We start from the raw sequence: 25,667 nt of genomic DNA, 5'->3' as shown, positions 1-25,667 counted from the left end.
ATGACGAAGGCCGTCGCCTACCACTGGCACCTGCGCAAGGTGATGAACGAACACGGCATGCAGTCCACAACCGACTTGGTGCCGCTGCTGGCCGACCGGGGCGTGGTGATGACCTCCACGCAGGTCTACCGGATCGTGGTCGGTGAGCCCGAGCGGCTGAACATGCGGATGCTCGCCGCACTCTGCGACATCTTCGACGTCACCCCCAACGATCTCATCGAGCCCTACGTCGCGACCAACTCCCGCCGTGGACACAAGACCGGAACGACCGGCGCGACGCCGCCCAAACCCAGCAAGAACCGTCCCAAGCGCGCCACCATCCGCGGCGCTGACGAGTCCTGAGCGCAGGCATGCGGCAGTGCCCGGACTGCGGCCTGCCGATCCAACGCTCCAACGTTCCTGGCCCGCGATGCCGATGCAGCGACAAACGGCTCGCCACCGCTCGTCTTGCCGCGAAACGCGAAGCCCAGCACGCAACGATTCTCGACCTGCTGCGCACCGTTGATGCCAGCATGAGCCATGAACTCGTCGAGGAACTACTGGCCTCGGTGGCGCCCGCCGCCAACGCCAGATCGCAGCTCGTCAAACATCTTGCCGCCGAGCCGGGCGTGCTCACCGCAGGCGGATCGCGGATGCCCAAGGTCGTCAGCGAGTTCATCTACGCCGCTATCGCCGCTGGCATCGACGGGCTCGTCTCACCCTCCTGCGCCTTGTGCTCGCGGCCCCGCACCCTCTTCCACACCCACGGCGACGGTGAGCGCATCTGCACCAGCTGCTACAGCCGGCAGCACACCGCGACCTGTTCGGGTTGCGGGCGTGAAGATCGGCGCATCAAGGCCCGCACCGCCGACGGGCAGCCGATCTGTTCGCGCTGCCACGAACACGCCCGACCACAGCAACCCTGCGACGGCTGCGGCCGGCCCGGTTCGGTCAAGCAATCGGTGGTCGACGGACGCCGGTACTGCCGTTCGTGCCGGGCCAAGCAGGCACCGACCGCACCGTGTGTGGTCTGCGGCCAGCAGCGTCGCATCAATGCCCGCACCGACGACGGCGGCGCGATCTGCACGACCTGCTACGCCAAGGCCCGCACCGGCACCACGCCCTGCGATGAGTGTGGACAGATCGCACCCTTGCAAACACGAGCCGATGGACGCACCACCACCAGCACCAACGCCGGCAAGAACCTGTGCGCACGCTGCTACCGCTATCCACGACGGCTCTGCGGCGTCTGCGGTCGACACAGGCGAGTGGCGTTGAAGGCGACCGACACCAGCCCCGATATCTGCCCGACCTGCTACCAGGCCCCAGTCGTCGACTGCTCCATCTGCGGCCAACAGGCCCTGGGCCGGCGCACCACCAACCACGGCCGGCCCCGCTGCTTCTCCTGCCAGACCATCGGCCAGATCGACGCCGCGCTCACTGGCCCCGACGGGCTGATCCGCCCCGAGTTGGTGCCCGTGCGCGACGCTCTGGCCGCGAGTGATCGGCCCCGGTCACTGCTGACGAACTGGCACAACCTGTCGAGCCTGCATCTACTCAGCGATATCGCCCAAGGCCGGCTCGAGCTGAGCCACGAGGCTCTCGATGCCCGCCCGCAGGTCTTCTCGGTGACCTACCTGCGCGCCATGCTCGTCGCCGCCGACGCACTCCCACCACGCGACGAGAACGCCGTCCGGCTGCGCCGCTACGCCGCCGAAGCTGCCACCGACATCACCAACCCCGAATTCCGCGGGGCGCTGTCCCGCTACGCCCGCTGGCACGTCATCGGCCGCGTCAAGACCAACCGCCATGGCCACATCTCACCGACGACCGCCGGACGAGCCAAGGCCAACATCCAGAGCGCCCGCAACTTCATCGACCACCTCACCGCCAGCGGCCATACCCTCCACGACTTCCCGCAAGCCCAGCTCGAGACATGGCTGAGCAGGGACTCAACCCGCCGCATCGGGTTCATCCGCTGGCTCAAACAAGGCGGCTACCTGACCCGATGCCAACTGCCCGACCCCATCAGGCAGAAAGACCCCAGTCACGACGTCGACCCCGAGGAACAGCTCGGCCTTGCCCGCCGGCTCCTGCACGACCCCGACGCCGCCAGCGTGGAAGACCGTGCCGCGGCCTGCCTGATCCTGCTCTACGCCCAACCCGTCACCAAGATCGCCGCTCTGACCACCAGCGATATCCAGGTCCGTGACGCAGGCACCTACCTCACACTCGGCCCCGAACCCCTGCTACTCATCCCGCCGCTGGACGCTATGGTCAAGGCGCTGCCGGTCGCCAAACCCTTTGGCACCGCAAGCACCCTGGCCGACCCCCGGTGGCTGTTCACCAGCAAGAACGCCGGCACCCACCTGCACCCCACCTCGCTGATGGCGCGGATGAACCGGCTCGGGATCACCACTCGCGCCAGCAGGAATACCGCGCTGCTGCACCTGGCTGCCACGACTCCACCGGCCGTGTTCGCCTCCCTCGTCGGCATCCACATCACCACCGCCACCCGCTGGGCCGAACTCACCGGCGCCGCCTGGAACAACTACGCCGCCCACGTGCCAATCAGGACAAACAGTCAGCAAGCATCGCGACGTGAACGCCCGCGCTGATGGTGATCAATCTGACCAGCCCAAACGCAGTGAAGTCAGGTAAAATCTGAGATCAGAGCCCGCATCCGGGCTCGCGGACGAGGGAGCAGTACCCGCACCACGACAAGACTGCCACGAAAGGGGCACGTCTCGTCATGGCCTGGACCATTCTGATCATCTCTGGTGCGCTGGAGGCCGTCTGGGCCGTCGCGCTCTCAGAGTCCAAGGGCTTCAAGAAACGCAGACCCACTGTGGTCTTCTTCATCGCGCTCACACTGAGCATGGCCGGCCTTGCTTGGGCGATGACCGACCTTCCAACCGGCACCGCCTACGCCGTGTGGGTTGGCATCGGCGCGACCCTGACCGTGCTATGGGGATTCCTCACCAAACAGGAGCGGCCCACCATCGCCCGCCTACTACTGCTGGTGCTGCTGGTCGGCTCGGTCATCGGCCTGAAGGCGGTGAGCTAAGCCATGCCGTGGGTCATCCTGCTCCTCAGCGCCGTCTTCGAAGCGATCTGGGCCACCGCACTCGGTATGTCCAACGGCTTCACCGAACCGGCACCCACGATCGTGTTCTTCATCGCCCTGGCGATCAGCATGGTCGGACTGGGCTGGTCGCTCAAGCACATCCCGATCGGCACCGCCTACGCCGTGTGGGTCGGGGTCGGTGCGGCGTTGACCGTCGCCTATGCGATGGCCACCGGCACCGAGTCGATCTCCCTCGGCAAGGTCATCTTCATCACCGGCATCATCGCTGCGGTCGTCGGACTCAAACTCGTCCCGCACGCCACTCACGACGAAGAGCAACCGACAACCTGATCGACTCACCCCACGCACTGGTGGCGCAGGCAGAACACCCGCGCCACCAGACGGGTCACCCCGTTACGCATCGGAAGTTCGCTACGCCACGAGGGTGCCCGCGCACCTCATCAGCATGGAATACGAACGCTCCGAACAATTGCCTACGCCGGTTGGGTGATCGACGATGGGTGTCTTCCCCGACTTCGACGGGCTCGGCGGCATCGGCGACCTCCGCGCCGTGGTCGGCGCGCTCCTGACCTTCGTCCTCATCGACGCCATCCTCATGCTGATCGTCTCCGCGATCGTCTGGGCCATCGCGACAGCCCACGGCAACTACGCCACCGCCAGCAAAGGCCGCATCGGAGTCCTCGTCGCCGTCGGTGCCGCCGTCCTCGCCGGAGGCGGCGTCGCCTGGATGAACTGGCTACTCACAGTCGGGTCGAGTTTGTAGCGTTGCGGTCATTGATCCGATTCCTCCGCGTCGGCGCTCGCTGTTTCGCACCGGTCGAGCAGGCGCGCGAGGTAGCTGTACGCCGCGAGGCGCTCCATCGCTTCCTGCTCGGACAGTTCGGTGCGCGTGTGGGTCGTCACGTTGCGGACCGTGAGGTTCAGACCAGTGGCCAGCGCGTTGAGTGCCTTCGCGAGCGGCTCAAGACCACCGCGCATGCTCTTCACCGTCTTGTCATCCGACCCTCCCGGCCAGGTGAGCTTCGGCTTGCCCGGTTCAGGTGCGCCTGGCGACAACGTCTGCTGCCAGAAGACCGTGTCATCGACATCGTTCCTGCCGAGACGTTCCTTCCAGTGGACCGTGAGGCCTTCGGCCGCTTCACGAACTGCAACTCGGTACTGATGCGTCGTCCAATGGGCGGAGGCACCAGCCCAGACCACGGGGTGAAACTGTGCGGGAGCGAACGTCGGAAGGTCAGAGTCCGTACGTGACTCGGCGTCGACGATCATCGCGTCGAGCCTGCCCTTGACGTTGGCGGTAGTAGTCCGAATATCCCGAGGCGCGATGGGGGCCTTGGGTGCAGACATAAATGACCAGTTGGAGATTGGGTCGATCGCTCCGAGACCAGCGATCCCAATGTAGGCGCCGGTCACTGACACTGCGCTCGCTGCCAGGCCAGCAGCCTCCGCGACACCGAGTTCGAGACGTTGAACCTCGCTCTGATCCTGGCCTTCCTTTGTCCACACAGTAGGAAAGAGGCCGCGCGCCGACATGTGATCCGACTCAACCTGAGTGCTCATCCAGGCGTCGAAGGCTTCCTCGAACTTCTCAACGGCGGCACGCAATCGCTGGAGGTAATCCACCCCGTACTGACTCATGTTCCTTGCACCCCTCGATTCAGCGGTCCCGTGCGGGCGAGCGACGCACAGATGCTCCAAGGCTACGGGCGTCCACCGACGGGGACGGCGACGAGAGCGCACCTGTCGCGTGTACCCGTCTGCGAGTTCGCGGGCGGACCGCCCGTCGCCAAGGAGACCTACCGTGTTCGATCTGCTCACCAACGTCATGTCCGCGCCCCTACTGGTGCCGATGGACATCAACATCGACCCCAACACCGACGGCCTGCCGGGGATCAATCAGCTGCGCACCATCGTCGGCGCGGTGATGACCGTCGGCCTCATCCTGTCCGTGCTCGCGCTGATCGTGTCCGCGATCGTGTGGGGCTTCGGTGCGAACTCCTCGAACCCGCACCTCGCCTCGCGCGGGAAGATCGGCGTCCTCGTCTCCTGCGGCGCAGCGGTGATCTGCGGCGCGAGCGTGACGCTGATCAACTTCTTCTGGAACGTCGGCCAGTCCGTCTGACCCGCCCCGTCGGCGAGAGCTGGTGTTCGTGATGGGCGTGTGCGACGTTCCCGTGATCTCCTCGGTCTGCGATGCCGTCGGCGAAGGAGCCGCGTCTCTGGTCGCGGCCCCGTTCGACTGGCTCGCCCAGGCGATGGGTGCCGCCGCAGGGTGGCTGTTCGAGGCGGTCTGGTCGGTCTTCGACACCACGACCCTTGTGGATGTCACCAAGCCCGGCTACATCGCCGTCTACAACCTGCTGTTCGGCATCGCGGTCTTCGTGATGCTGATCTTCTTCTGCCTCCAACTCATCACCGGGCTGATCCGACGCGACCCCACCGCACTCACCCGCGCCGCCCTCGGCCTGGCGAAGTCCGTCCTCGGGTCATTCGTGGTCATCACGCTGACCGCGCTGCTGCTGGAAATCGTCGATCAACTGTGCATCGGGATCGTGCAGGCCGCCGGAGAGACCACCCAGTCGATGGGAGACAAGATCGCCCTCCTCGCCGCAGGGCTGGTCGGCATCAACATCGCCGCTCCCGGCGTGGGCGCGATTATCACGATCTTCATGGCCGGCCTTGCGATCACCGCCGCCGCGATCGTGTGGCTGTCCCTCCTCGTCAGGAAAGCGCTCCTGCTGGTGGCGGTCGTGTTCGCGCCGCTCGCCTTCTCTGGTGCCTCGTGGGACGCCTCGCGGGGGTGGATCGGGAAGTGGGCGATGTTCGTCGTCGCCCTGATCTGCTCCAAGCTCGTCCTCGTCGTGATGTTCCTCGTCGCGATCACCCAGGTCTCGGCACCGATCGACGCCGACCTCGCCTCGGTCAGCGACCCCATCGCGGGAATCGTGCTGATGGCGATGGCCGCATTCGCCCCGTATCTCACGTACAAGTTCATCGCGTTCGTCGGGTTCGACATGTACCACGCGATCGGCTCCGAGCAGGACGCCAAGAGCGCCCTCAACCGCCCGATCCCCGTCCCGACCAAGCCGCAAGGCGGCGGCGACCCGAAGAAGGTACTCGACGGAACAAGCGGCGGAGGTGGGAACACGGGCGGAGCCTCTGGCGGTGGGAGCAGCGCACCGCCACCGCCGAAGACCCCGGCAGCAGGACCCGCCGCGAGCGGCGGAGGTGCCGCCGCTGGTGGAGGGGCCGCAGTGGGCGGGGGCGGCGCAGCCGGCGGAGGCGGAGCAGCCGCCGCCGGCCCAGTCGCCGCGGGCGTCGTGATCGGAGCGAGCGTCGCCAAGGGCGCCGCCACCGCCGGCCCCAAGGCCGGGACGGCACTGGGAGCCCAGGGCGAGCACGCCGCCGACGCAGCCGCGCAAACACCACCACCGCCACCGTCCGCGACGCCAGGGGTGGCACCGCCGTCGAGCCCCGCGCCGCGCCCGCCAAGCGCTGACTCATCGCCGCCACCGCCGAAGCAGACCCCGCCGCCCGCGCCACGCCCACCGAAGGAGTAGACGATGAGCAGCACGAACAACGACCGGCAGACCGCGGGCGAACTGGTGCCGGTGAAGTTCTCCCGCCTCACCCGCCGCGGTGTCCTCCTCGGCCTTTCGCTGACCCAGCTCATCACCCTCGCCATCGGCGGAGCCACCCTCATCGGCGCGTTCTACGCCGGAGGCGGGATACTGCTCGCCTACACCGCCCCGATCTGGGTACTCGCCGCCGCACTGACCTGGATACCCATCGCGGGCCGACCGATCGTGGAATGGCTACCCATCGCCTGCTGGTGGCTGTGGCGCACCACCGGCGGCCAACTGCTGTACCGACGCAGGATCGTCGTGCCGCGCCCCGTCGGGACACTCGCGCTGCCCGGTGACATGGCGCGGCTGCGCGAGTACACCGACCCCGACACGGGCGCCGGGATGATCCACGACCCACACGCCGCCACCCTGACCGTAGTGTGCGAGGTCACCCATCCCGCGTTCGTGCTCCTCGACCCCGGTGAGCAAGAACGGCGCGTCACCTCCTGGGGCCGCGTCCTCGCCACCGTCTGCCGGTCCGGGCGCATCGCGACCCTGCAAGTCCTCGAACGCACCCTCCCAGACTCCGGAACCGGGCTCGCCGAATGGTGGGCCACGCACGGCACCCCGGACGGATCGTGGGCAGCCGACACCTACTCCGAACTCATCGAACGCGCCGGACCCGCCGGCGAGCGCCACGCCACCACGCTCTCGCTGTCGCTGGACATGCGGGCCAGCGCCCGGCAGATCAGAACCGCCGGCGGCGGGATACGTGGTGCCGCCGCCGTGCTGCGGCAAGAGATGAACACCCTCGTCGCAGCTCTCCGCTCTGCCGACCTGTCACCGTCGGGATGGCTCACCCCAGGGCAGATCGCGGTCATGCTGCGCTCTGCATATGACCCGGCCATCGCTGCGACACTGGAACGTCACGGCAGGCTCGGCCAGTCGCTCGCGACGGCAGGACCGGTCGCAGTCACCGAGACCTGGAGCCGGCTGCGCACCGACTCCGCTCACCACGCGGTGCTCTGGGTCAGCGAGTGGCCGCGGTCGCTGGTGTATCCGGGGTTTCTGTCGCCGGTACTGCTGTCCACCGGCATCCAGCGGTCGTTCTCGCTGATCTGCACACCGATGCGCTCCGACCAGGCCGCCCGGGACATCCGCAAGAAGAAGGTCGAGTACATCTCAGACCAAGTCCAGCGCGCGAAGATCGGCCAGATCGACGACGCCTCCCAGACCGCCGAGTACCACGACGTGCTCCAGCAGGAAGCCGACCTCACCGCCGGCCACGGCATCCTGCGCTACACCGGCCTGATCGCCGTCTCTGCACCCACCGTGGAAGAACTCGACGCCGCAGTCGCCGCCATCGAGCAAGCCGCGATCCAAGCATCCTGCGAGACCCGGCTCCTCGTCGGGCAGCAAGCCGCCGCGTTCACTGCCGCCGCGCTACCGCTCTGTCGCAAGGTGTAGAGGCTACGCGGACGGCAACTCAGCAGCAGAGGCAATGGCAGCCGGAGCTTCGGTGCGACCAGAAGCGCCATCTGCGATCACAGTCACCAGGGCATCGATGCTCTCGTGGTCGGCGTCAGCAGGGAACATCCACTGGACATCACTTCGTTCTGTAGTGACGCCGATGGTTGGCCGCACTCGCTCTCCGTGATTCGTTCTCGGACGCACGTACTTCACCTCATCGAGTGGGTACGTGGTGCCGAGCTCGCCACGACGTAGAAGCGCCTTCGGTGTCGCGGTGACGATTCGAAGGTCTGTCACCGCGACGAAGGTGCTGGACGTGAGCATTTCGGCCATCGCGCCGGCCCTTCCGGGGGCGAGCGCGTCCCAGGCCGTATCGACACGCTTGGCCAGGAGCACTGGCACCACTCCTGTGAGGTTGTGTGCGCCGGTCTCGTACGGGAACGCAATGCTGCGGAGTTGTTCACCGTCCTCCAGGAACCACCGAAGCACGTGCAGATAGGGATCAAGATCGAGCCCCTCGGGTGCGCACACCGTGGCCGGCACTGCTGGCATCTCGACTGCTGGTTGGAGCATGTCGGCCAAAGGCTCGATGGCTTCGAGGAGCTGCCTGCACGTGAGCTGAGACGCCTTTGCATCCTTCCGCTTCTTCGTGAGAGGCACGGTAGCGCGACCGGGGAGCTCCGCGATGATCCTCAACTCACGCACGAGTGACTCGGTCAACGCGCGGATTTCGGAGAGCGACTCGTTGATCTCGGCGGGCGTGTTCCGGACGATCCGGTCGAAGAGCTGCGCTTCGCTCTCGTCATTGGTCCTTCGTGTTCTGGCGAGGGCAGCCCGGACAGCCTGGTACTCCGCGTGGGTCTTCAGCGAGCTGAGCAGCGCGTAGGTATCGAAGACGATTGCTTCGGCGTTGGATTCGAGGTACTGACGGCGAGCGCGACCCTCCACCTTCCCGAGTTCCTGAACGTGGCCTGCCACGTTCTTGCGGTACAGCTTCAGTTGCTTGCGGATGTTGGGGCCGCTGGGAGCGATGGGCTCCCAGACAGAGTCTGTGATGGCGTCGAGTTCGCGGGTCTCCTTGACTGCCTCATCGACGGACTCCGCCAGTCCTTCAAGCTCTGCCCATTGCTCGTTTCGGATGGCCTTGAGCGTCTGCGTCGTGAGCTGGATGTTGGAGCGGACGAGGCCGGAAATCTCGCCGAGCTGCATCTGGAGCGCGATCATGGCGACGGCCGGCCCGATGGCTGCGATCGCTGTAGCGGCTGTCATTGAAGCGGGGATGAAACGCGCCTGGGCGACCAGTTCGCCGTTCTTGAAGATCGCCCCGAGCTTGGCGCCGTCCTTTGCTGCCATCTGGCCGCCGCTCTTGAGCAGGGACAGCGTGGCGTCGTTGACGCGGAAGAGGCCTTGCGCGCTCGATACAGCTTCCGCAACGTCTCCGACGATGGTGCCTGCGTTGCCGAGGGAGCCAAGAGCGGTGGAGAGCTGAGCGCGGTCAAAGGAAGGCACCATGTCGAGGCTGATGAGTTCAAGCCCGTCGGGGACTTCGCCGAATACGACTGCGACACCTGGTGTCACCTCGACGAGGGTCGTGGACGTCGCGAGTTCAAGCGCGTCGGACCTGATCTGCCCATCTTCCTCGGCCTGCCCGCCAATAGCCTCGTCGCTACCGGACTCGTCGCGCGCGTCGTCCATGTGGGCTCTCCTTCTCGCCGGTGACTGCCGTGTGCCTCCCTCCGACGCCTCCATCAAGTATGTCAGCCGCCTCCGACAGCGCCGGGGTGCTAGGCAGCGCACCTCCTCATCACACGACTCCCGAGGAGGCCGACCATGCCCACGTTCTTCGATTCGACTGCCGACGCTGCTGAGGCGTCCGAGGCGCTGCGGGGGTTGGCTCACGCGAGCCGGGCCTTCGTTCAGCCCGCGCAGATGTATGGGGTGATCGGTGACCTCTCGTCGGGGATGCGGTCGTTGCGGCAGGTGCTCGACCAGATCGCCGATGTTCATGAGCGCAAGGCAGCGCATGCGTTCAACGACGACGGGAGCCATGAGGCCGGGGGGCGGGACGCGTTGGCTGCTGCGGAGGAGTTGCGCCAGGCGGCGAACCTCGTCGACCGGGCCTACGACCGGCTCGCCGAGGGTTTCATCGCGGCCGGCAGGATCGTATGGCACCCCGACCCCGCCGTCGAGGAGGCCGCGCCGTCGAGGTGGGCCAACGTGGTGTTCCTCCAGGGTGACGAGGCCGACAGGCCGTTGCGCATCCTCGGCGAGCTGGGACATGTCGATGCGGTGGACTACCTCGCGCAGTGGGACTACGGCGACGAGACCACGCAGGCTGCGCTGGAGAACGGCTACGTCTACGACGAGCCCGGCGAGGGCACCAACGACCGGGTGATGATCTCGGGCGACTACGCGCTGGTCGTCAACCCGCACGTCGGCTACGTCTCCCTCTTGCGCCGCTACACCGCACCGGAGGCAGAGCCCGAGGACGTCGGGCAGGTCGAGCCCGCTCCGGTACAGAGCGCGCCGGAGCTGCTGGTGTCGTACTCGTCGCCGGGCGCCCCGGAATGGGCCGATCTGCCGACGGCGAAGCGGGATGGGTCGTGGTTCGAGCCGGCCAAGATCACGGCTGTCAAGCAGGCGCGGGGGCTGGCGCGGTGACCGAGGATCGCGCACGGCTGCACACCGCTGTCCTAGTGGCACCATCGAAGGAACGGCGCAAACTCCGCAAGCAGCGCCGCAAAGCCGAAGCCCGCCTCCACGCCGAGCAGCGAAGGACCACGCTCGCCGCAGCGAAGGCGAAGGCCGAGGGCGAGCGGGCCGAGCGCCGCGCCACGATCTACCTACCAACGGCCGGCGAGCCTGGCCCTGCTCGACTTCGCACCCCGGGCCGGTTCCATCTGACGCGGCACCAGGACACGTCGGCGACACTGGCGGGCGCGTACCCGTTCGTCGCCGAGGGTGGGCTTGGTGCCGACGGCGTGTTCGTCGGCCAAGACCTCTACTCGGGCGGGAGTTTCGTCTACGACCCGTGGGTGCTCTACGCGCGCGGTATCATCACCGCGCCCAACGTGGTGCTGGCCGGGATCGTCGGCTCCGGCAAGTCCTCGCTGGCCAAGTCGCTCTACACGCGGTCGCTGCCGTTCGGGCGGCGCGTGTACGTGCCCGGCGACCCGAAGGGCGAACACACCGCCGTCGCCAACGCCGTCGGCGGCAGAGCCATCGTCCTCGGGCACGGCCTCAACACCCGGCTGAACCCGCTCGATGAAGGCCACCGGCCCAGCGGACTCTCGGATGAGCAGTGGGCCTCGACCGTAGCGGCCCGGCGGCGTGATCTGATCGGCGCGCTCGCGGAGACCGTGCTCGCGCGCGGCTTGTCGCCGCTGGAGCACACCGCGATTGACGTCGCCCTGACCCAGACCGTGAGGGAGAACGACGTACCGATCTTGCCGATGGTCGTTGACCGCATCCTCGCCCCGAGCGCGGATTCCGACGGCAGGTTGGCCGAGGACGGCAGGCTCGTCGGCCATGCGCTGCGCCGCCTCGTGGCCGGCGATCTGGCCGGTCTGTTCGATGGGCCTTCGACGGTCGCATTCGATCCGTCGTTGCCGATGATCTCACTCGACCTCTCACGGGTCACCGAGAACTCGACCCTCATCTCGGTGCTGATGACGTGCTCCTCGGCGTGGATGGAATCCGCACTGCTCGACCCCAACGGGGGGCAACGGTGGGTGATCTACGACGAAGCCTGGCGGCTCATGTCCCACCCGGCTCTGCTGCGGCGGATGGATGCGCACTGGCGACTTGCCAGGCACTACGGAATCGCGAACATGCTGATCTTCCACAAGCTCACCGACCTCGACAACGTGGGCGACCAAGGCTCCGCCATGCGGTCCCTGTCCAACTCGCTTCTGGCGAACGCCGAGACGCGAATCGTGTACCGGCAGGAGTCCGACCAGCTCGGCCCGACCGCGACCGCCCTCGGCCTGACCGGCACCGAGCAGCAGCTCTTGCCGAACCTCGGCGTCGGCCAAGGCCTGTGGCGGATCAAGGCCAGGAGCTTCGTCTGCCAACACCAACTCCACCCCGACGAACTCGCACTCTTCGACACCAGCAGCCGCGCCGCAGGAGGCCACCGATGAACCTCACCGGCCCGCGCCGATCCATCCCAAGCGACGAAGATGCCACGGCTCCCGTCGAGTTACCGCACGCTCTCGTGACTGTCGCCGAAGACGGCACCCTCACCGCGACGGTCGATGGAACACCATTCCCGTCGCCGGACGGGAGCGCGTGGACGCGGGCGACGTTCGGACCGCTCATGGATGCCACCACCAAGGACCGCACCATCGCCGTCCGCGTCGAAGTTCGCGAGAACGACGGAAGCGTCTTCACCGACATCATCCGCCCCCGCACACCCCGCCGCGCCGTGGCGTTGCCGGAGAAGCCGGTGCCGGAGACGCGGCGGAGTCGTCACGCACGCCGGGTGCCGCGCTTGATGGAGGTCGCCGCCGACGGGTTCGTCCCCGGTGAGGATGTCGCCGTCGCGACAATCGTCTCCCACACCGACGCCACCGGAACCGGCGACGCCCGCGCGCTCGTCGACCTCGACACACTCCCCGACGCCACTGGGCAGGAAGTCATCTTGCTCGGGCGTATCTCGGGCACGTTCACGGTGCGGCGGCTGACATGAACCAGCGACAAGCCGGGGGCATGGGCGACGAACTCACCAACGCCGCCCTCGTCGGGCTGATCGGCATGTTCGGCATCGCGCTCGTGCTGCGCGCAGCCGGTAGCGTCACCGCGTTCCTCACCGGCCTGCCACAACCCGACGCCGGCCCGGCTGCGGGGCTCGGGGTGCTGTTCAACCCCGCAGACCCCGCGACCGCGCTCAGCGCCGAAGGACTCAACCCGATCCTGTACTGGCTCGTCAGTGCGGTCATGCTCGGCGGGCTCGCCGCCGGGATCGTCTGGGTCTGGATCATGCTGCGCCACCACACCAGGAAGGCCGAGACCGATCCGCACCGACTCGCCGGGATCGCGACCAGCCATGAAGTCAAGACCGCAGCGTCCGCGAAGGCACTGCTTCATCGCGCGGCCACGCTACGGCCCTCCTTGGAGTCACCAGCCCCGCAGGATGTCGGCTACCTCCTCGGGGCCAGTCGGGGCACGAAGGTATGGGCATCGGTCGAGGACTCGATTCTGCTGATCGGCCCGCCCCGCTCGGGCAAGGGTCTGCACGTCGTCATCAACGCGATCCTCGACGCACCCGGCGCGGTCGTCACCACCAGCACCAGGCCCGACAACCTCACCGCCACCCTCCGCGCCCGCCGCCGCAAGGGCGGGCCGGTCGCCGTGTTCGACCCCCAACACCTCGCCGAAGGCATCCCCGCAGGGCTGCGCTGGTCACCCATTCGCGGCTGCCACGAGCCGCTGACCGCGATGATCCGCGCCAACGGCCTCGCAGCCGCCACCGGCCTGAGCGCTGGAGGGGTCGAGTCCGGCGGCTTCTGGGAGGGGAAGACCCGCACCGCGCTTCAGAGCCTGCTGCACGCCGCCGCGCTCGACGGCCGACCACCAGCCGAGCTGTTCAGGTGGACCCTCGACCCCTCGGCTGCGTCCGAAGCCGTGGCGATCCTCAACTCACATCCGAACGCGGCGATGGGGTGGGACGACTCACTGGCAGCGATGATCGACGCCGACCCCAAGACCCGCGACAGCATCTGGCAAGGCGTCTCCCTCGCCCTCACCGCCCTCGCTGACCCACGCGTGCTCGACGCGGTTTCACCTGGCCCGCACGAGCAGTTCGACCCCGAGACCTTCCTCACCGAACAGGGCACCCTCTACCTGCTCGCCACCGGCGCCGGCGCGGGAGCATCCGCATCGCTGGTCGCGGCGTTCGTCGAGGACCTCATTGAAACTGCCCGCAGGCTCGGCGCCCGCTCGCCTGGAGCCAGGCTCGATCCGCCGCTGCTGCTCGCGCTCGATGAGATCGGGAACCTCGCACCCCTGCCGTCGCTCCCGATGCTCATGGCCGAGGGCGGCGGCACCGGGATCACGACCATGCCCGTGTTGCAGTCGCTCGCCCAAGCCCGCGACCGGTGGAACGAACATCAGGCCGGCGCGATCTGGGACGCCAGCATCGTCAAGATCATCCTCGGCGGCGCATCCAACAGCCGCGACCTCCAAGACCTCTCCACCCTCATCGGCGAGCGAGACGAGTACACCGACAGCATCACCCTCGGCGACCGAGGCACGCGCTCCAACCAGCGCTCCATCCGCCGCGTGCCGATCCTGCCGCCCGACCGCATTCGCACGCTGCCGTTTGGCACCGGCATCACCATGCTCCGCTCCGCACCACCCATCGTCACCAACCTGCGGGCCTGGCCCAGCCGGCAGGATGCCGCGCAACTCCGCAGCGATCGCGCCGAGCTCGAAGTCCTCCTGCGCCGCCCCGCACCCTGACGACTCTGGGTGCTGGGGCGCACCTGCCTGACACAGCGACCACATGCAGCTGGCCGCCCAAGTTCAGGAGGACGCCATCATGGCCATTCACACCCAGGAATCACTGTCAGGCTTCATCGCCTCGGAGCCGTTGCTCACCGAGACGTCCAAGGGCGATGCGAGGTTCTTCGCCCGCATCGGCAAGGAGCACTTCCGCCGGGAGGAAGACGGCTCGTTCACCCAGACCGAGACGACCTACCACCACCTGGTGATGTTCGGACGGTCGGCCGAGCATGCGCACGCGAACTTCGCCCAGGGCGACAACTTCGTGGCCGAGGGCTACACGCGCCCGGTCAATTACGAGCGCAACGGCCAGGCGATCGAGGGCGAAGAGTTCATCGCCAAGAAGATCGGCCACGACGCCGCGCGAACCCGCTACGAGGTGGACCGCACCCCGCGCAACTCGGCCGGACGAGACGCCGCCGCCTACGAGTCGCCGCAACGGACGACCGCCGCGGCCCAGGCCGCGCCGGTGAGCATGTGAGTTCGGGAGCCAGGCCATGACGAACGATCAGAACCAAGAACCCACATCGCCAGATGTCCCCGTTAGTCCGTCCGACGTGGATGAGCCCGACGTGTTCGACGGGCCGCCCCGCGTCACCAACGCCGACATTCCCGAACCGCCCCATCCGGTGAACTGGAACCTGCTGACGGCTCACGAGCTGGAGCAGGAATGGCTCGCGCTGAACCGGTGGGTGGACTGGCTGCGCCGCACCTACGGTCTCCAAGTCGCCGTGATCCCGCCGTTCTGGCATCACCATCCCGAGCTCGTCTGGGAACTCTCGGCGCTCCACCTGCACTGGCTGGCTGCCTACGACCCCGAGCAGAACGCGTCCGCACCCCTCGGCTGGCACCGCGACTTCGCCGATGCCCGCCAGCGACTCCGCGATTGGGTCACCGCCTGCGGCACGCACGGGGACCGCGACCGCCCCACCCGGCAAGCGGCCTGGCCCGGCGAGGAGCCGGCCCCCGCAATCCAGGACGTGAAGTTCACCGACCGGGATAGCGAGTTCGTCGAGTTCGTGATCGCTCAGGTCCGCAAGCGGCAGGAAGCCGAAGACGAGTTCTACGCCAATCTCGCCGACGACGGGGCTCCGTAGACCGATGAGCCGCTATGTCAAGAAGACCGACCGACGCTCCTACGACGAGCGGTCATTCTCCGTCCGGGCCGTGCATCGCGACCGCGCCGACCTGCACAAGCTCGCCGAAGTGCTGATCCGGCTGACGTTGCAGGAGACAGGCGAGAGCCGAGCCGCCCGCGAAGCGGTCCGGGTGCCCGACACCTACCGGGCGACTCCCGATGGCCTGGTCGCCTCAGAGGCCGCCCGGTAGAATGAACCTTGCAAGCCTCGCGACGCGGGGCGTTGTGGCCCAAACCTCGTCATCTGGCGGGCAACACGCACCGAGACCATCGGGTCTCGCCCTACAGCCTTCACCGGCTGCTCTCACGATCAACGCCCCATCCCACCGCAGTGGGAGCGCGAGGGTCGAACCGCGTGAGAGTGAGCCCCCGATGACCACCGTCGCCGATGATCCAACAGCCAGCCTGATCGACCCACCCCGGACCGCTGCCGTCGCAGTGTCCTACCTCCGGGTCTCCACCCGAGAGCAAGCAGAGAAGGGCGGGACCGACGAGGGATTCTCGATCCCCGCACAGCGCGATGCCACCCGACGCAAGGCCGAACAGCTCGGCGCCGGCATCGTCGAAGAGTTCATCGACGCAGGAGCCTCCGCCAAGTCATCCGACCGGCGCGAGCTGATGCGGATGATCCAGTACGTCAAGGCCAACAAGGTCTCCTACTGCATCGTCCACAAGGTAGACCGACTCGCCCGCAACCGCGCCGACGACGTGAGCATCCACCTCGCACTCCAACAGTGCGGGGTCATGCTCGTCTCCGCGACAGAGAACATCGACGAGACGCCCTCGGGCATGCTGCTGCACGGCATCATGTCCACGATCGCCGAGTTCTACTCCCGCAACCTCGCCACCGAAGTCACCAAAGGCATGACGCAGAAAGCCATCGGTGGAGGAACGAACGGGCGAGCACCCATCGGCTACCTCAACGTCCGCAAGCGCGACGAGATGGGCCGCGAGCTCCGCACCATCGAGCTCGACCCCGAACGCGCGCCCATGATCGAGTGGGCCTTCAAGGCATACGCCTCCGGGAACTGGAGCGTCAGCCAGCTCCACGACGAACTCACCTCACGCGGACTCCGCAGCCTGCCAACCCCGAAGCGAGCGGCGAAGGCTCTCGCCGTCTCGACCGTGCACCGGCTCCTCACCAACCCCTACTACAAAGGCGATGTCGTCTACCGGGGCACCCGCTACAAGGGGAACCACCCCGCGCTCGTGCCCGCCGAGGTCTGGTACCAGGTCCAGTCCGTGCTCACCGCGCACCAGTGCGCCGTCGAGGCGACCCAGGTTCACGGTCACTACCTCAAAGGCACCATCCACTGCGGCCAATGCGGGTCGCGGCTCATCGTCTCCAACGCGAAGAACCGCCACGGCAACGTGTACTGCTACTTCGTCTGCTCCGGCCGGCATTCCAAGCGGACCGAGTGCACGCGCCAGGCCATGCTCATCGAGGACGTGGAGAAGCTCGTCGAGGACTACTACTCCCGCGTCCAGATCACACCCGCCCAGCAAGACGCCCTCGCCGGGATGCTCCACCACGAGTTCGACCGGCTGATGGCCGCCGAAACCGAAGAACTCGCGCGTCTCACGGCCAACCGCGACCGGCTCGAAAGCGAGCAAGACCGACTCATGCAGGCCCACTATGCCGACGCGATCCCGCTGACCGTGCTCAAGCGCGAGCAGGACCGCATCCTCGCCGAACTCGACAAGGTGACCCGACGTATCGACGCCCACTTCGGCGACTACGCCGACGCCCGCGCCCACCTCGACGACGCCCTCGGGCTCCTCGCCAACTGCGCCGACATCTACGCCCGCTGCGACGATACCAACCGACGGCTATGCAACCAGGCGTTCTTCACGAAGGTCTACATCGACGAGGACAACGAGCTGCGCGTCGAGCACAACCGGCCCTTCGAAATGCTGCTCGACCCCCAGGTCAACGCCAACGCTCTCACCCGGGCCGCAGACACGAACAAGGCCCGAACCCCCGCCAAAGTTTCCATTGGCAAGGGTTCGAGCCTTGTGCCGTCGGTGGAAATGCTGGGAACTTATTCGAATCTCAGGGGTGGCGGAAACACGGCCCTGACGCTGATCGAGGACGCTCGCCGGTGTCAGCAACCACGCCAGACACCTACGGGGAATCGAAACGGGAAAACTCTCCAGGAGCGCGTCAAGCGGCTGTCGGAAGCGGAGACCGCGGCGCTCATCGAGGCATACAAGCAAGGCGCCACGGTCTACGAGCTCGGACGCCGTTTCGGCATCCACCGCACGACGGTCTCCGAGCACCTACACCGCGCAGGCGTGCCCACGCGCACAGTGCGGCTGGTCGTTCTGAGCGATGAGGATCGTGAGCGCGCGCTAAAGGCTGCGCAGGCGGGGATGTCGGTGCGACGCATCGCCACGCTGATCGGTGTGACCGAGCGCGTGGTCGCACGGACACTCGATGACGCCGGAGTGGAGCGTCGTACGTACTCAGCCCGCCTCGCGTGACCGCGCTTGACAGGGCGTGGCAGAAGCCTCATAGTCTCACGCAGCAAGACGCGGAGAAGTCCCTTGCGGTGTGACCTCCGACTTGTGTCACGTTATGGCCACCGCGCTGGGCTGAACACCAGCCGTTCGCGGTCGTCGTAACGTCGGCCCCGTGTTGCCTGCGGAATCAGGCACGAGAGGGGTAGAGGATGAGAAAGTCCTTCCGTCCACGGTTCCAGCTACGCGGAATCGCCTGGTGTATGGGCCTGGTCGCACTCATGTTCGCCTTCGGGCTGGTCATGATGATCGTCCAAGGGCAGCCGAGCATCCACGAACTATTCCAGGCTATCTGGATAAGCGTGGTCTGTTGGATCGCCGTCCTGATCCACCTACTGGCGACCGTGACTGCAGCAGAGTATTCGACGTGGAAGCAAGCGCGTGATCGTCACACGTCCTAACCTCACCCAGCCCCGCGCCCCGTTGACCGCTTGGTCACGGGCGCGGGGCTCTTCACATTCCTGCAAGTTCCTCGCTGCTCAGTGACGTCCCCACGACGACCATGAGAAACCCTTCCAGACCAAGGGGGCTTGGCGGGGCTTCCCTCCGAGCGGGTTCAGCAAAGCGATGATCGCCGCGATAAAAGGCATGACAAAGTACAACCACGCGGGGATGCTGAGGTCTGCAGTTGGCGAGGTGCCTGTCCAGTCTCCGAAGGCCGCGAAAGCGGCGAACACGACGAGCCCCATCATTACGACGGTGTTCTTCGTCTTTGCGATCTGCGGTGATAGGAGCGCCATTGCGATCAGCGACTGCGAGTAGGGGCTATGGAACGTCCCTCCCGTGAACGTCGTGAAATAGCCGAGGATGATCACGCACTGCACGGACGCGATGAACAGCGCCGCTGTCTGCAGCCGGGTGAGCAGCAGCGGGGGCGTCTGGCGCTCGAAGATGGTCAGGTGGCGCGCGAGGAACCGTCGGGTCGCGTCCCATCCGAACCCGACGTAGACGACTCCGACGATCCCCAGAACCTGCCAGAGCAGTGGAAGCCAGTGAGGATCGACACCAGGGATGAAGAACTGTGTGATAATCCCTGTGCCGAGCGACAATGCGGTCGCGATGACCACCGCGAAGGCTTGCTCCGCGGTCGTTATCTCATCGACCGAATCAATGGTGCCCAGGGCGTCGACGGGCGCGCCCCCGGCGAGTCGTTGGTTCTCATCGTCCGGCTGCTCAACGGCGATGGACATACGCAGTCCCCCCGGCCCCCGCATCCCGGTGGCCTGCACTGATCTTGCGAGTCTGAACGGTATAGTCCGCAAGCGTCGCGATGCCCGTTGCGACCACGAGAATCGCCAACGGCCAGACTGCAGTGTCGGTCAGCATGACCAACGCACCCCAGAGTGCGATGGAAAGTGTGTATGAGCGGTGCCACGGGGCACCGGCGGCGACGACCCTGGCTCGCGCCAGCACCCGCCCGCCGATTCCTGCCTGAGCGAGGTCTCGGACGATCATGAACACCCATAGCGGCCACATCCCCTCCACACTCAGGCTCACCACGGCACAGACCGCGTGGACGCTGAGCCGATCGAGCGTGCCATCGAGAAGCCGCCTGACAGACGTCTCCGCGTTCAAAGCACGCGCGACGTCTCCGTCCAGGATGTCAACGACGATGAAGAGCGCGAGCAAGCCAACGGCCGTCCAGGGCGCACCGGCGAGGTATGCCAGGACGATGCCGAGCACCATCGGAACGCGCACGAGCGTCATTGCAAGCGGAAGCCCCCGCGTAAGAGGCCCGATCCGCGGAACAGCTCTATCGGACATGGGGCCGATGGGGACGACCCGCAACGTCAACATGCTCATGAATGGACCTCCCGGGTCGTTGCGCCGTTCAGGAGAGTTTCCCATGAACATCCCGCCGCCCACGTGACCGACGCCATACGGCGCTATCGAGACCATGATGCTCGACTCCCTGCTCTCGGAAGACGACGGAAGGCACCGGAGCTACGCTGCGAGGTCGCGCTCGAGTCGCCTGCCGAGGCGCCGGATGCGCTCGTCGGTGCTTGCGGCGAAGAGCTTGACATAGGTGCAGCTCTGTTCGCGGTCGGCTTCGTGCTCGGACTTGGCGAGCGCGAAGAGCTGTTCTTCGGCGGCCCAACGACGTGAGGCGACCAGTGCGGACCGGTCGTTCTGCCACACCTACGCCCGGGGGCGGGGCGGGCGCAGATGATCCCAGGCTGTGCGTACTCGTTCGTCGCCGACGCCGGCACACCTTCAGTGGATGATTCGTCCCACACACTCCGTACGCTGATGGCATGCCACCACGTTCCGAGCCTGAGTGGTTCCGGGTGACGCCCCCTGGGGTGGTGTAGTTCTCGGTGGTGGCGTCGGCGTCGTGGACGTGGATGAGCCATCGTGCGATGGTCAGTGAGAACCGGCTAAAGCTACTCACAGAAGGACACACGCACGATGGCTCTTGACCAGTCTGCCCTCCTCGAGCTCCTCGGGGAACTGAAACTCACCGACGTCACCGACCGGATCCGGACAGCGACCGAGACGCTCTATCAGGAGTTGATCGACGCGGAAGCTGCCGCGTTCATCGGCGCCGCCCCATTCGAACGCTCCCCGGACCGTGTCGCGCAACGCAACGGCACCCGCCCGCGCACTCTGACCACGATTGCCGGAGACCTCGAACTGCGACTGCCGAAGCTGCGGCAGGGTTCGTTCTTCCCCTCGCTGTTGGAGCGGCGACGGCGAGTCGATCAGGCACTGTTCGCCGTGGTGATGGAGGCGTATGTTCACGGCGTTTCGACCCGCAAAGTCGACGATCTCGTGAAGGCGCTCGGCGCGGATACCGGGATCTCGAAGTCGGAGGTGTCGCGGATCTGCGCGAACCTGGACGAGGACGTCGCCGCGTTCCGCGACCGGCCCCTCGCCGACACGACCTACCCGTATGTGTTCCTCGACGCGACCTACTGCAAAGCCCGCGTCGGCCGCCGCGTCGTCTCCCAAGCAGTTGTCGTCGCGATCGGTGTCGCCGCGGACGGGCGCAGGGAAGTCCTGGGGTTCGAGGTCGGGGAGACCGAGTCGCAACCGTTCTGGACCGCCTTCCTGCGCTCGTTGAAAGCGCGCGGGCTGGGCGGGGTGAAGCTCGTCATCTCCGACGCGCACACCGGGCTGATCTCCGCGATCGAGACCGTGTTCACCGGCGCGTCCTGGCAGCGCTGCCGGGTGCATTTCATGCGGAACGTGCTCTCCAACGTTCCGAAAGCATCGGGGCCGATGGTCGCGTCGATCATCCGCACGATCTTCGCCCAACCCGACACCCAGCACGTGTTCACCCAGTTCCACGAGGTCGTGCGCATGCTCGGCCGGTCACACCCGAAGATCGCCGACATGCTCGAAGACGCCAAGGACGATCTGCTCGCGTTCTGCCAGTTTCCGTTTCAGCACTGGCGTCAGATCTGGTCCACGAACCCGCTCGAACGGGTCAACAAGGAGATCAAGCGCCGCACCGACGTGGTTGGCACCTTCCCCAACCCCGCAGCACTCCTGCGCCTGGCCGGGCACGTCCTCATCGAGCAACACGACGAATGGGACGGCGCCGACCGACGCTACTTCAGCGAGCACTCCATGAAACTCCTACTCGCCGAACCCGAGGAGGTGAGCATCCCGGAACTGACCGCGGCATAATCAGAACAACTGACCTCGCACGGTGTCGAGAAACTCCACAGAGATGATGGATTCGGCTCCGGCGCCGGCGTGACCCGAAATTACACGGACGCCGTTCGCGGCTGTCTTTTTGTGGATCTGTCCGTCGACGCCGGGGTCGCTGCGGGCCGGGCGGGCACATGACTTGATAGGAGCCTGACCGGGAAGTCGTCTCACCTTTGTGCTGTCTGCACTCACCCGACCCGCGGTGACGTTCATCACCGTTGGAAGGGAATCCCGTCAATGACGAGCATGACACTCGGCCCGCCGCTGCCCAACCCGCTGTCTCCAGCGGTCGAGCTGGTCGCCGGCGTCGATACGCACAAGAACACGCATCACGTCGCGATCCTGGATCTCGTCGGCAGACCCGTCGCCGACCGTGAGTTCCGCGCTGATGGTCGCGGCTACGCGCAGGTCATCGCGTTCCTCCGCGCGCACGGCGACGTCGTGCGCGTCGGCGTGGAGGGCACAGGCTCCTACGGGGCTGGTCTCTCACGCGCGCTGAACGCCGCGGGGCTGACCGTCGTCGAAGTCGCACGGCAGGACCGGCAAGCCCGGCGGCGTCGAGGCAAGTCCGACCCGCTCGACGCGCACCAGGCTGCTGTCGCCGTGCTCGCCGGCACCGACACCGCGATTCCGAAGACTGGTGACGGGGCAGTGGAGTCGATGCGGATCCTGCTGGCAGAGCGACGCTCCGCGGCGAAGGCCAGGGCGCAGGTGATGAACCAGATCCATGCGCTGCTGATCACCGCGCCCGAGCTGGTGCGACAAGCGTTCCGGGCCCTCAGCGGGCAGCGACTGGTGACCACGCTCGCCAAGACCAGGCCCGGAGCGATCGCGTCCCCCGATCCCGAGGTCGTCGCCCGCCAGACGCTACGGCGGTTCGCGGTCCGGCACCTCACGATGCAAGCCGAGATCGACCTGATCGAACACCAGCTTGAGCTGCTCGTCCGGCAGGTCAACCCCACACTGCTGTCTCTGAGCGGAGTCGGTCCCGTCACTGCGGCGACGCTCCTGGTCGCCGCGGGCGACAACCCTGAGCGGCTGGGGACCCGCGCGAGCTTCGCCGCTCTCGCCGGCGTCGCCCCGATCCCCGCCTCGTCCGGACAACGCACGCGGCACCGGCTCTCGCGCGGCGGCAACCGGCACGCCAACGCCGCCCTGCACCGGATCGTGCTTCTACGCATGCGACACCGCGAGCCTCGAACGATGGCCTACTTCGAACGGCGCCGCGCGGAGCAGCTCACCGACCGCGACATCATGCGCTGTCTCAAACGGCACGTCGCGAACGAGGTCTACGCCGCCCTGCTCAACCCCGCCACCGACAACCCAGCCGGGCGCGAGCTCAGAGCCCGCCGACAAGCGATCGGCATCCCGATCAGCGTCCTCGCCGCCACTCTCGGCGTCCCCTACCAGCGGCTACGACGACTCGAGATCGGCACCCGCGCCGACCCCGACCTCGAAGCTCGAGCGACCGCCGTCCTGGAACGAATCAGCCCACCACTGGCCGCTTGACAGCAATAGGAGCATCCACACAGAGGGACGTCACCGTGGTTCCGTCTCACCGAGGCAGCCACAACGGAGATCATGAGCAGGGTCTCCGAAGCGGTGTCGGCCAACGCGATGGCACCACAAGTCCAAGCTCTCCCGACGCTCGCGCACTGGTTCCTTCTCGATGGCCTTCTGCTCGCGAATCAGGCGAACCGTGCCGGGATGCACGCTAACGCCCTCGCCCTGACCAGGCAGTGCGTCTAGGCAATGAGCATCATCGAACTCGGCATCTGCGGGCACCCCGACGCCGAGGCAACCCTGCATAAGTGGGAGGCCGATGAACTAACACCCGGAAAGCTGCGAGCTTGGTTGCAGGCCAACGTCTGGCCCCAGTATGGAACGGGCCTCTGGAACGAGCACTGGTCGGACTTCATGCGAGAGTTCGCTAGCGCCATCCAGCCCTATGCACACTACAGCAGTCCTCTCCTGCAGTGGCAGTACCGGCTGCATCACGTCCCGCTACCGTCGAACGACGATGGGAGCAAAGAGTTGAGCACGGTCATTGAGCTCACGCCACGCGCATACGACGCGCAAAAGGCGACGCGCATCACGCTCTTCCACGGACTCATCTCCTACGTCCTCGGCCGCATTGTCGCGACCAGTCGGCCCGATGATGCGGAGTTCCGCCAGCTGGTGGAGCGCGTCGGCGACGCGCTAGGTAAGTCGCGCTACCTCGATGGCCACGCAACAAACTGGAGCCAGCAGTTCTGGGCAATGGTCTGGGATCGACGCGGTGGGACGATCCTCGAATGACCACTGCGTAACCACCGCCTATGACGTGCGGTTGCTGAACTCGACATCGACCTTCAAATCGCGCACCAAGACTCTGCCTCCCACGATCTCGTGGCGGATGACTCGACGATCACGCACCGCTCCCTTCTCCGGGAAATCGACGAACCGATCGTTGCTGACGACGAACGTCATCGGATCATCAGCGAGGTCAAGGATCGTCTCATCAGCGCTGGTGCCCGGGGCTGTCACGTGCACCGTCACGCCGGAGAGCTGCTCGCGAAGCCGATCATCGCTCGGCAGCCCCAGCCGCGCACGGATCGAAGCATCGAAGATGACCGTGAGTTCATACTCGTCCTGCAGCCGAGCGCAGAGTTCCCTCAGCGCGAAGAGGCCGACGAGCTTGTCGCCTTCGTAACAGAGGTTGCTCCCGTCAATGACCAGCGAGCGGATCTCCCGCGATCCGCGCCGTGCGATGTCATGAAGCCGACGCTCCAGCTTCTCGCTCGTACGCTCCTTCGCAGCGAGCTCCTTCTGCAGACGACCAATTGCCGCCGCCGGACTGCCTGTCCCGAACCGGCGTTCGCACTCTTGGTGCACCATCGCTCGCTCATAGCTGTTGTCAGCATGTTTGAGTTCGCGGAGGAGGCGTTCAGCACGGCCCAGGTCGCGTGTGAGCTCCTCGACTTCTTCGCCTATTGCTACGAACTGAGTTCGTGGAGCGTCCAGTTCTTCGTCCAGCGCATCAGCACGCATGCGCAGGTCTTCGATCGAAGCGCTGTGCGACGAGACCTCTGCCTCCGCTTGCGAGAGTGCACCGACAGCACTCGGTCGGTTGAACCCTGCGTAACGGGCCACCGCTGCCTCGACATCGCTGAGACGCTGTGCGGCGATCTCTCGCTCTCCCGAGACACGATCGCGTTCAGCCTGGAGCCGTCGGATCTCTGCAACTCGCTTTGCCAGGCCAGACTTCGCGGCAGAGCGTTCGCTCGACATCCAGTACGCCGGATTCCAGCCCATGCGCGTCGCCGGCATCAACTCCTTGGCGCGCCTGCCCACATCGCGCAGGGTGGTCTTGATCTCCTCAAGCTGCACGTCGTAGGCGGCGACGCTCTCCTGCTCGGCGGCAAGTTGTGCGGTGAGTTTGGCGGGATCACACTCGTCGTACCACGCCATGTCCGCAGCCAAGGCCGCCTGCGTCACCCGCAGTTCGCCGAGCGTATTCTCGTGCGCCTCAAGCTGAGCTCGCAGCGGATTGAACCGTTCCACGACGACAGCCTTCTATCTGAGCCCAGTTGCGGCCCGGTCTTGGGTGAGCGCCAGCCCCGCTCACATTCCGAAACGAGAGCCAAGTCAGCAAGAGACTACGTGCTGCGGCGGGTTGCAGCTTTGACCCCCGGAGCGAACCTCCCTGACGACCTCTCACCGAGTTCGAGCAGGCCCGGAACGACGCGGCATGAACAGGGGCCGG

At 66.5% G+C, this 25,667-nt stretch carries 26 protein-coding genes and 1 riboswitch; of the genes, 20 read left to right on the top strand and 6 right to left on the bottom strand.

What is annotated here, in order from left to right; translation table 11 throughout:
• The 5 genes from AB2L57_RS06050 to AB2L57_RS06030 all read left to right on the top strand — a co-directional run bounded on the left by AB2L57_RS06050 (position 1) and on the right by AB2L57_RS06030 (position 3,830).
• Positions 1-342, top strand: a complete 342-nt coding sequence (locus AB2L57_RS06050; RefSeq protein WP_300345731.1) for a helix-turn-helix transcriptional regulator — start codon at positions 1-3, stop codon at positions 340-342.
• A gap of 170 nt (positions 343-512) precedes the next feature.
• Positions 513-2,597 (top strand): hypothetical protein, encoded by a 2,085-nt coding sequence (locus tag AB2L57_RS06045; protein ID WP_409048311.1) that lies wholly within the window; start codon positions 513-515, stop codon positions 2,595-2,597.
• A gap of 52 nt (positions 2,598-2,649) precedes the next feature.
• Positions 2,650-2,715, top strand: a riboswitch (guanidine-III (ykkC-III) riboswitch).
• A gap of 16 nt (positions 2,716-2,731) precedes the next feature.
• Positions 2,732-3,046 carry a multidrug efflux SMR transporter gene (locus AB2L57_RS06040; protein WP_300345727.1) on the top strand — a complete coding sequence of 105 codons (315 nt, stop codon included), beginning with the start codon at positions 2,732-2,734 and terminating at the stop codon, positions 3,044-3,046.
• 3 nt (positions 3,047-3,049) lie between these two features.
• Entirely contained in the window at positions 3,050-3,397 is a 348-nt protein-coding gene (locus AB2L57_RS06035) for a multidrug efflux SMR transporter (RefSeq protein WP_300345725.1), read from the top strand.
• Between the two features lie 166 nt (positions 3,398-3,563).
• Positions 3,564-3,830: a DUF6112 family protein gene (locus AB2L57_RS06030; protein WP_144588996.1), complete on the top strand. Its 267-nt coding sequence runs from the start codon at positions 3,564-3,566 to the stop codon at positions 3,828-3,830.
• A gap of 8 nt (positions 3,831-3,838) precedes the next feature.
• On the opposite strand, the gene AB2L57_RS06025 is transcribed toward AB2L57_RS06030, so the two are convergent.
• A complete protein-coding gene (locus AB2L57_RS06025; protein ID WP_144588998.1) occupies positions 3,839-4,705 on the bottom strand; it encodes a TIGR02391 family protein in 867 nt (288 codons plus the stop codon).
• A 187-nt stretch (positions 4,706-4,892) separates the two neighbouring features.
• Between AB2L57_RS06025 and AB2L57_RS06020 the strand changes: the two genes are divergently transcribed.
• The 3 genes from AB2L57_RS06020 to AB2L57_RS06010 are packed head-to-tail and all read left to right on the top strand — an operon-like array spanning position 4,893 to position 8,100.
• A complete protein-coding gene (locus AB2L57_RS06020) occupies positions 4,893-5,189 on the top strand; it encodes a DUF6112 family protein (RefSeq protein ID WP_375544631.1) in 297 nt (98 codons plus the stop codon).
• Positions 5,190-5,220: 31 nt separating this feature from the next.
• On the top strand, positions 5,221-6,627 hold the full coding sequence (locus AB2L57_RS06015) for a conjugal transfer protein TrbL (protein WP_409048678.1): 1,407 nt from the start codon (positions 5,221-5,223) through the stop codon (positions 6,625-6,627).
• A 3-nt stretch (positions 6,628-6,630) separates the two neighbouring features.
• Positions 6,631-8,100: a PrgI family protein gene (locus AB2L57_RS06010; protein WP_259801156.1), complete on the top strand. Its 1,470-nt coding sequence runs from the start codon at positions 6,631-6,633 to the stop codon at positions 8,098-8,100.
• Positions 8,101-8,103: 3 nt separating this feature from the next.
• Here the strand turns inward: AB2L57_RS06010 and AB2L57_RS06005 are convergent, their stop codons facing one another.
• Positions 8,104-9,798, bottom strand: coding sequence for a hypothetical protein (locus AB2L57_RS06005; protein ID WP_409048310.1), 1,695 nt, complete (start codon positions 9,796-9,798; stop codon positions 8,104-8,106).
• Between the two features lie 135 nt (positions 9,799-9,933).
• On the opposite strand from AB2L57_RS06005, the gene AB2L57_RS06000 reads away from it, so the two are divergent.
• From AB2L57_RS06000 to AB2L57_RS05965, 8 genes are all read left to right on the top strand, one after another.
• Positions 9,934-10,764 carry a hypothetical protein gene (locus tag AB2L57_RS06000; RefSeq protein ID WP_409048309.1) on the top strand — a complete coding sequence of 277 codons (831 nt, stop codon included), beginning with the start codon at positions 9,934-9,936 and terminating at the stop codon, positions 10,762-10,764.
• Entirely contained in the window at positions 10,761-12,245 is a 1,485-nt protein-coding gene (locus AB2L57_RS05995; protein ID WP_259801159.1) for an ATP-binding protein, read from the top strand. The genes AB2L57_RS06000 and AB2L57_RS05995 overlap by 4 nt, the downstream gene beginning before the upstream one ends.
• On the top strand, positions 12,242-12,793 hold the full coding sequence (locus tag AB2L57_RS05990; RefSeq protein ID WP_409048308.1) for a hypothetical protein: 552 nt from the start codon (positions 12,242-12,244) through the stop codon (positions 12,791-12,793). Before AB2L57_RS05995 ends, AB2L57_RS05990 begins: the two co-directional genes overlap by 4 nt.
• Positions 12,790-14,565 (top strand): TraM recognition domain-containing protein, encoded by a 1,776-nt coding sequence (locus AB2L57_RS05985; RefSeq protein ID WP_409048307.1) that lies wholly within the window; start codon positions 12,790-12,792, stop codon positions 14,563-14,565. The genes AB2L57_RS05990 and AB2L57_RS05985 overlap by 4 nt, the downstream gene beginning before the upstream one ends.
• A gap of 79 nt (positions 14,566-14,644) precedes the next feature.
• On the top strand, positions 14,645-15,088 hold the full coding sequence (locus tag AB2L57_RS05980; RefSeq protein ID WP_259801165.1) for a single-stranded DNA-binding protein: 444 nt from the start codon (positions 14,645-14,647) through the stop codon (positions 15,086-15,088).
• A 16-nt stretch (positions 15,089-15,104) separates the two neighbouring features.
• Positions 15,105-15,704: a hypothetical protein gene (locus AB2L57_RS05975; protein ID WP_409048306.1), complete on the top strand. Its 600-nt coding sequence runs from the start codon at positions 15,105-15,107 to the stop codon at positions 15,702-15,704.
• Positions 15,705-15,708: 4 nt separating this feature from the next.
• Positions 15,709-15,936 carry a hypothetical protein gene (locus AB2L57_RS05970; protein ID WP_259801163.1) on the top strand — a complete coding sequence of 76 codons (228 nt, stop codon included), beginning with the start codon at positions 15,709-15,711 and terminating at the stop codon, positions 15,934-15,936.
• A 181-nt stretch (positions 15,937-16,117) separates the two neighbouring features.
• Positions 16,118-18,229: a recombinase family protein gene (locus tag AB2L57_RS05965; RefSeq protein ID WP_409048305.1), complete on the top strand. Its 2,112-nt coding sequence runs from the start codon at positions 16,118-16,120 to the stop codon at positions 18,227-18,229.
• A gap of 515 nt (positions 18,230-18,744) precedes the next feature.
• On the opposite strand, the gene AB2L57_RS05960 is transcribed toward AB2L57_RS05965, so the two are convergent.
• The 3 genes from AB2L57_RS05960 to AB2L57_RS05950 form a co-directional block, all read right to left on the bottom strand.
• On the bottom strand, positions 18,745-19,455 hold the full coding sequence (locus AB2L57_RS05960) for a hypothetical protein (protein ID WP_155947566.1): 711 nt from the start codon (positions 19,453-19,455) through the stop codon (positions 18,745-18,747).
• Positions 19,439-19,972 (bottom strand): CDP-alcohol phosphatidyltransferase family protein, encoded by a 534-nt coding sequence (locus AB2L57_RS05955; protein WP_036289825.1) that lies wholly within the window; start codon positions 19,970-19,972, stop codon positions 19,439-19,441. The genes AB2L57_RS05960 and AB2L57_RS05955 overlap by 17 nt, the downstream gene beginning before the upstream one ends.
• Positions 19,973-20,209: 237 nt before the next feature.
• The gene (locus tag AB2L57_RS05950; RefSeq protein WP_409048304.1) at positions 20,210-20,404 is read right to left on the bottom strand and encodes a hypothetical protein; all 195 of its coding nucleotides are present in this window, start codon (positions 20,402-20,404) and stop codon (positions 20,210-20,212) included.
• Positions 20,405-20,674: 270 nt separating this feature from the next.
• Between AB2L57_RS05950 and AB2L57_RS05945 the strand changes: the two genes are divergently transcribed.
• From AB2L57_RS05945 to AB2L57_RS05930, 4 genes are all read left to right on the top strand, one after another.
• Positions 20,675-21,898 (top strand): IS256 family transposase, encoded by a 1,224-nt coding sequence (locus AB2L57_RS05945; RefSeq protein ID WP_409048303.1) that lies wholly within the window; start codon positions 20,675-20,677, stop codon positions 21,896-21,898.
• A gap of 261 nt (positions 21,899-22,159) precedes the next feature.
• Positions 22,160-23,431, top strand: a complete 1,272-nt coding sequence (locus AB2L57_RS05940) for an IS110 family transposase (protein WP_409048302.1) — start codon at positions 22,160-22,162, stop codon at positions 23,429-23,431.
• Between the two features lie 72 nt (positions 23,432-23,503).
• Positions 23,504-23,671 (top strand): hypothetical protein, encoded by a 168-nt coding sequence (locus AB2L57_RS05935; protein WP_409048301.1) that lies wholly within the window; start codon positions 23,504-23,506, stop codon positions 23,669-23,671.
• 3 nt (positions 23,672-23,674) lie between these two features.
• A complete protein-coding gene (locus AB2L57_RS05930; RefSeq protein ID WP_409048300.1) occupies positions 23,675-24,220 on the top strand; it encodes a hypothetical protein in 546 nt (181 codons plus the stop codon).
• An 18-nt stretch (positions 24,221-24,238) separates the two neighbouring features.
• Here AB2L57_RS05930 and AB2L57_RS05925 read toward each other — a convergent pair whose 3' ends face one another.
• Complete coding sequence (locus AB2L57_RS05925; protein WP_036289830.1) at positions 24,239-25,465, bottom strand: hypothetical protein; 1,227 nt, start codon at positions 25,463-25,465, stop codon at positions 24,239-24,241.
• Positions 25,466-25,667: the final 202 nt, after the last annotated feature.

Origin of the sequence: Microbacterium sp. HA-8 (genome assembly GCF_046111165.1) — a bacterium.
GTDB lineage: Bacteria > Actinomycetota > Actinomycetes > Actinomycetales > Microbacteriaceae > Microbacterium.
This window is presented reverse-complemented; position numbering and strand designations above follow the sequence as displayed.

Excerpts from the sequence above, each read along its gene's own strand:
- AB2L57_RS05935 (WP_409048301.1), top strand. The coding sequence starts at position 23,504 with ATGAGCAGGGTCTCCGAAGCGGTGTCGGCCAACGCGATGGCACCACAA.
- AB2L57_RS06000 (WP_409048309.1), top strand. The coding sequence starts at position 9,934 with ATGCCCACGTTCTTCGATTCGACTGCCGACGCTGCTGAGGCGTCCGAG.
- AB2L57_RS05960 (WP_155947566.1), bottom strand. The coding sequence starts at position 19,455 with ATGTCCATCGCCGTTGAGCAGCCGGACGATGAGAACCAACGACTCGCC.
- AB2L57_RS05985 (WP_409048307.1), top strand. The coding sequence starts at position 12,790 with ATGAACCAGCGACAAGCCGGGGGCATGGGCGACGAACTCACCAACGCC.
- AB2L57_RS05955 (WP_036289825.1), bottom strand. The coding sequence starts at position 19,972 with ATGACGCTCGTGCGCGTTCCGATGGTGCTCGGCATCGTCCTGGCATAC.
- AB2L57_RS05975 (WP_409048306.1), top strand. The coding sequence starts at position 15,105 with ATGACGAACGATCAGAACCAAGAACCCACATCGCCAGATGTCCCCGTT.
- AB2L57_RS06030 (WP_144588996.1), top strand. The coding sequence starts at position 3,564 with ATGGGTGTCTTCCCCGACTTCGACGGGCTCGGCGGCATCGGCGACCTC.
- AB2L57_RS05980 (WP_259801165.1), top strand. The coding sequence starts at position 14,645 with ATGGCCATTCACACCCAGGAATCACTGTCAGGCTTCATCGCCTCGGAG.
- AB2L57_RS06050 (WP_300345731.1), top strand. The coding sequence starts at position 1 with ATGACGAAGGCCGTCGCCTACCACTGGCACCTGCGCAAGGTGATGAAC.
- AB2L57_RS05945 (WP_409048303.1), top strand. The coding sequence starts at position 20,675 with ATGGCTCTTGACCAGTCTGCCCTCCTCGAGCTCCTCGGGGAACTGAAA.
- AB2L57_RS06005 (WP_409048310.1), bottom strand. The coding sequence starts at position 9,798 with ATGGACGACGCGCGCGACGAGTCCGGTAGCGACGAGGCTATTGGCGGG.
- AB2L57_RS05970 (WP_259801163.1), top strand. The coding sequence starts at position 15,709 with ATGAGCCGCTATGTCAAGAAGACCGACCGACGCTCCTACGACGAGCGG.
- AB2L57_RS06020 (WP_375544631.1), top strand. The coding sequence starts at position 4,893 with ATGTCCGCGCCCCTACTGGTGCCGATGGACATCAACATCGACCCCAAC.
- AB2L57_RS05940 (WP_409048302.1), top strand. The coding sequence starts at position 22,160 with ATGACGAGCATGACACTCGGCCCGCCGCTGCCCAACCCGCTGTCTCCA.
- AB2L57_RS06040 (WP_300345727.1), top strand. The coding sequence starts at position 2,732 with ATGGCCTGGACCATTCTGATCATCTCTGGTGCGCTGGAGGCCGTCTGG.
- AB2L57_RS05990 (WP_409048308.1), top strand. The coding sequence starts at position 12,242 with ATGAACCTCACCGGCCCGCGCCGATCCATCCCAAGCGACGAAGATGCC.
- AB2L57_RS06035 (WP_300345725.1), top strand. The coding sequence starts at position 3,050 with ATGCCGTGGGTCATCCTGCTCCTCAGCGCCGTCTTCGAAGCGATCTGG.
- AB2L57_RS06010 (WP_259801156.1), top strand. The coding sequence starts at position 6,631 with ATGAGCAGCACGAACAACGACCGGCAGACCGCGGGCGAACTGGTGCCG.
- AB2L57_RS06015 (WP_409048678.1), top strand. The coding sequence starts at position 5,221 with ATGGGCGTGTGCGACGTTCCCGTGATCTCCTCGGTCTGCGATGCCGTC.
- AB2L57_RS06025 (WP_144588998.1), bottom strand. The coding sequence starts at position 4,705 with ATGAGTCAGTACGGGGTGGATTACCTCCAGCGATTGCGTGCCGCCGTT.
- AB2L57_RS05930 (WP_409048300.1), top strand. The coding sequence starts at position 23,675 with ATGAGCATCATCGAACTCGGCATCTGCGGGCACCCCGACGCCGAGGCA.
- AB2L57_RS05965 (WP_409048305.1), top strand. The coding sequence starts at position 16,118 with ATGACCACCGTCGCCGATGATCCAACAGCCAGCCTGATCGACCCACCC.
- AB2L57_RS06045 (WP_409048311.1), top strand. The coding sequence starts at position 513 with ATGAGCCATGAACTCGTCGAGGAACTACTGGCCTCGGTGGCGCCCGCC.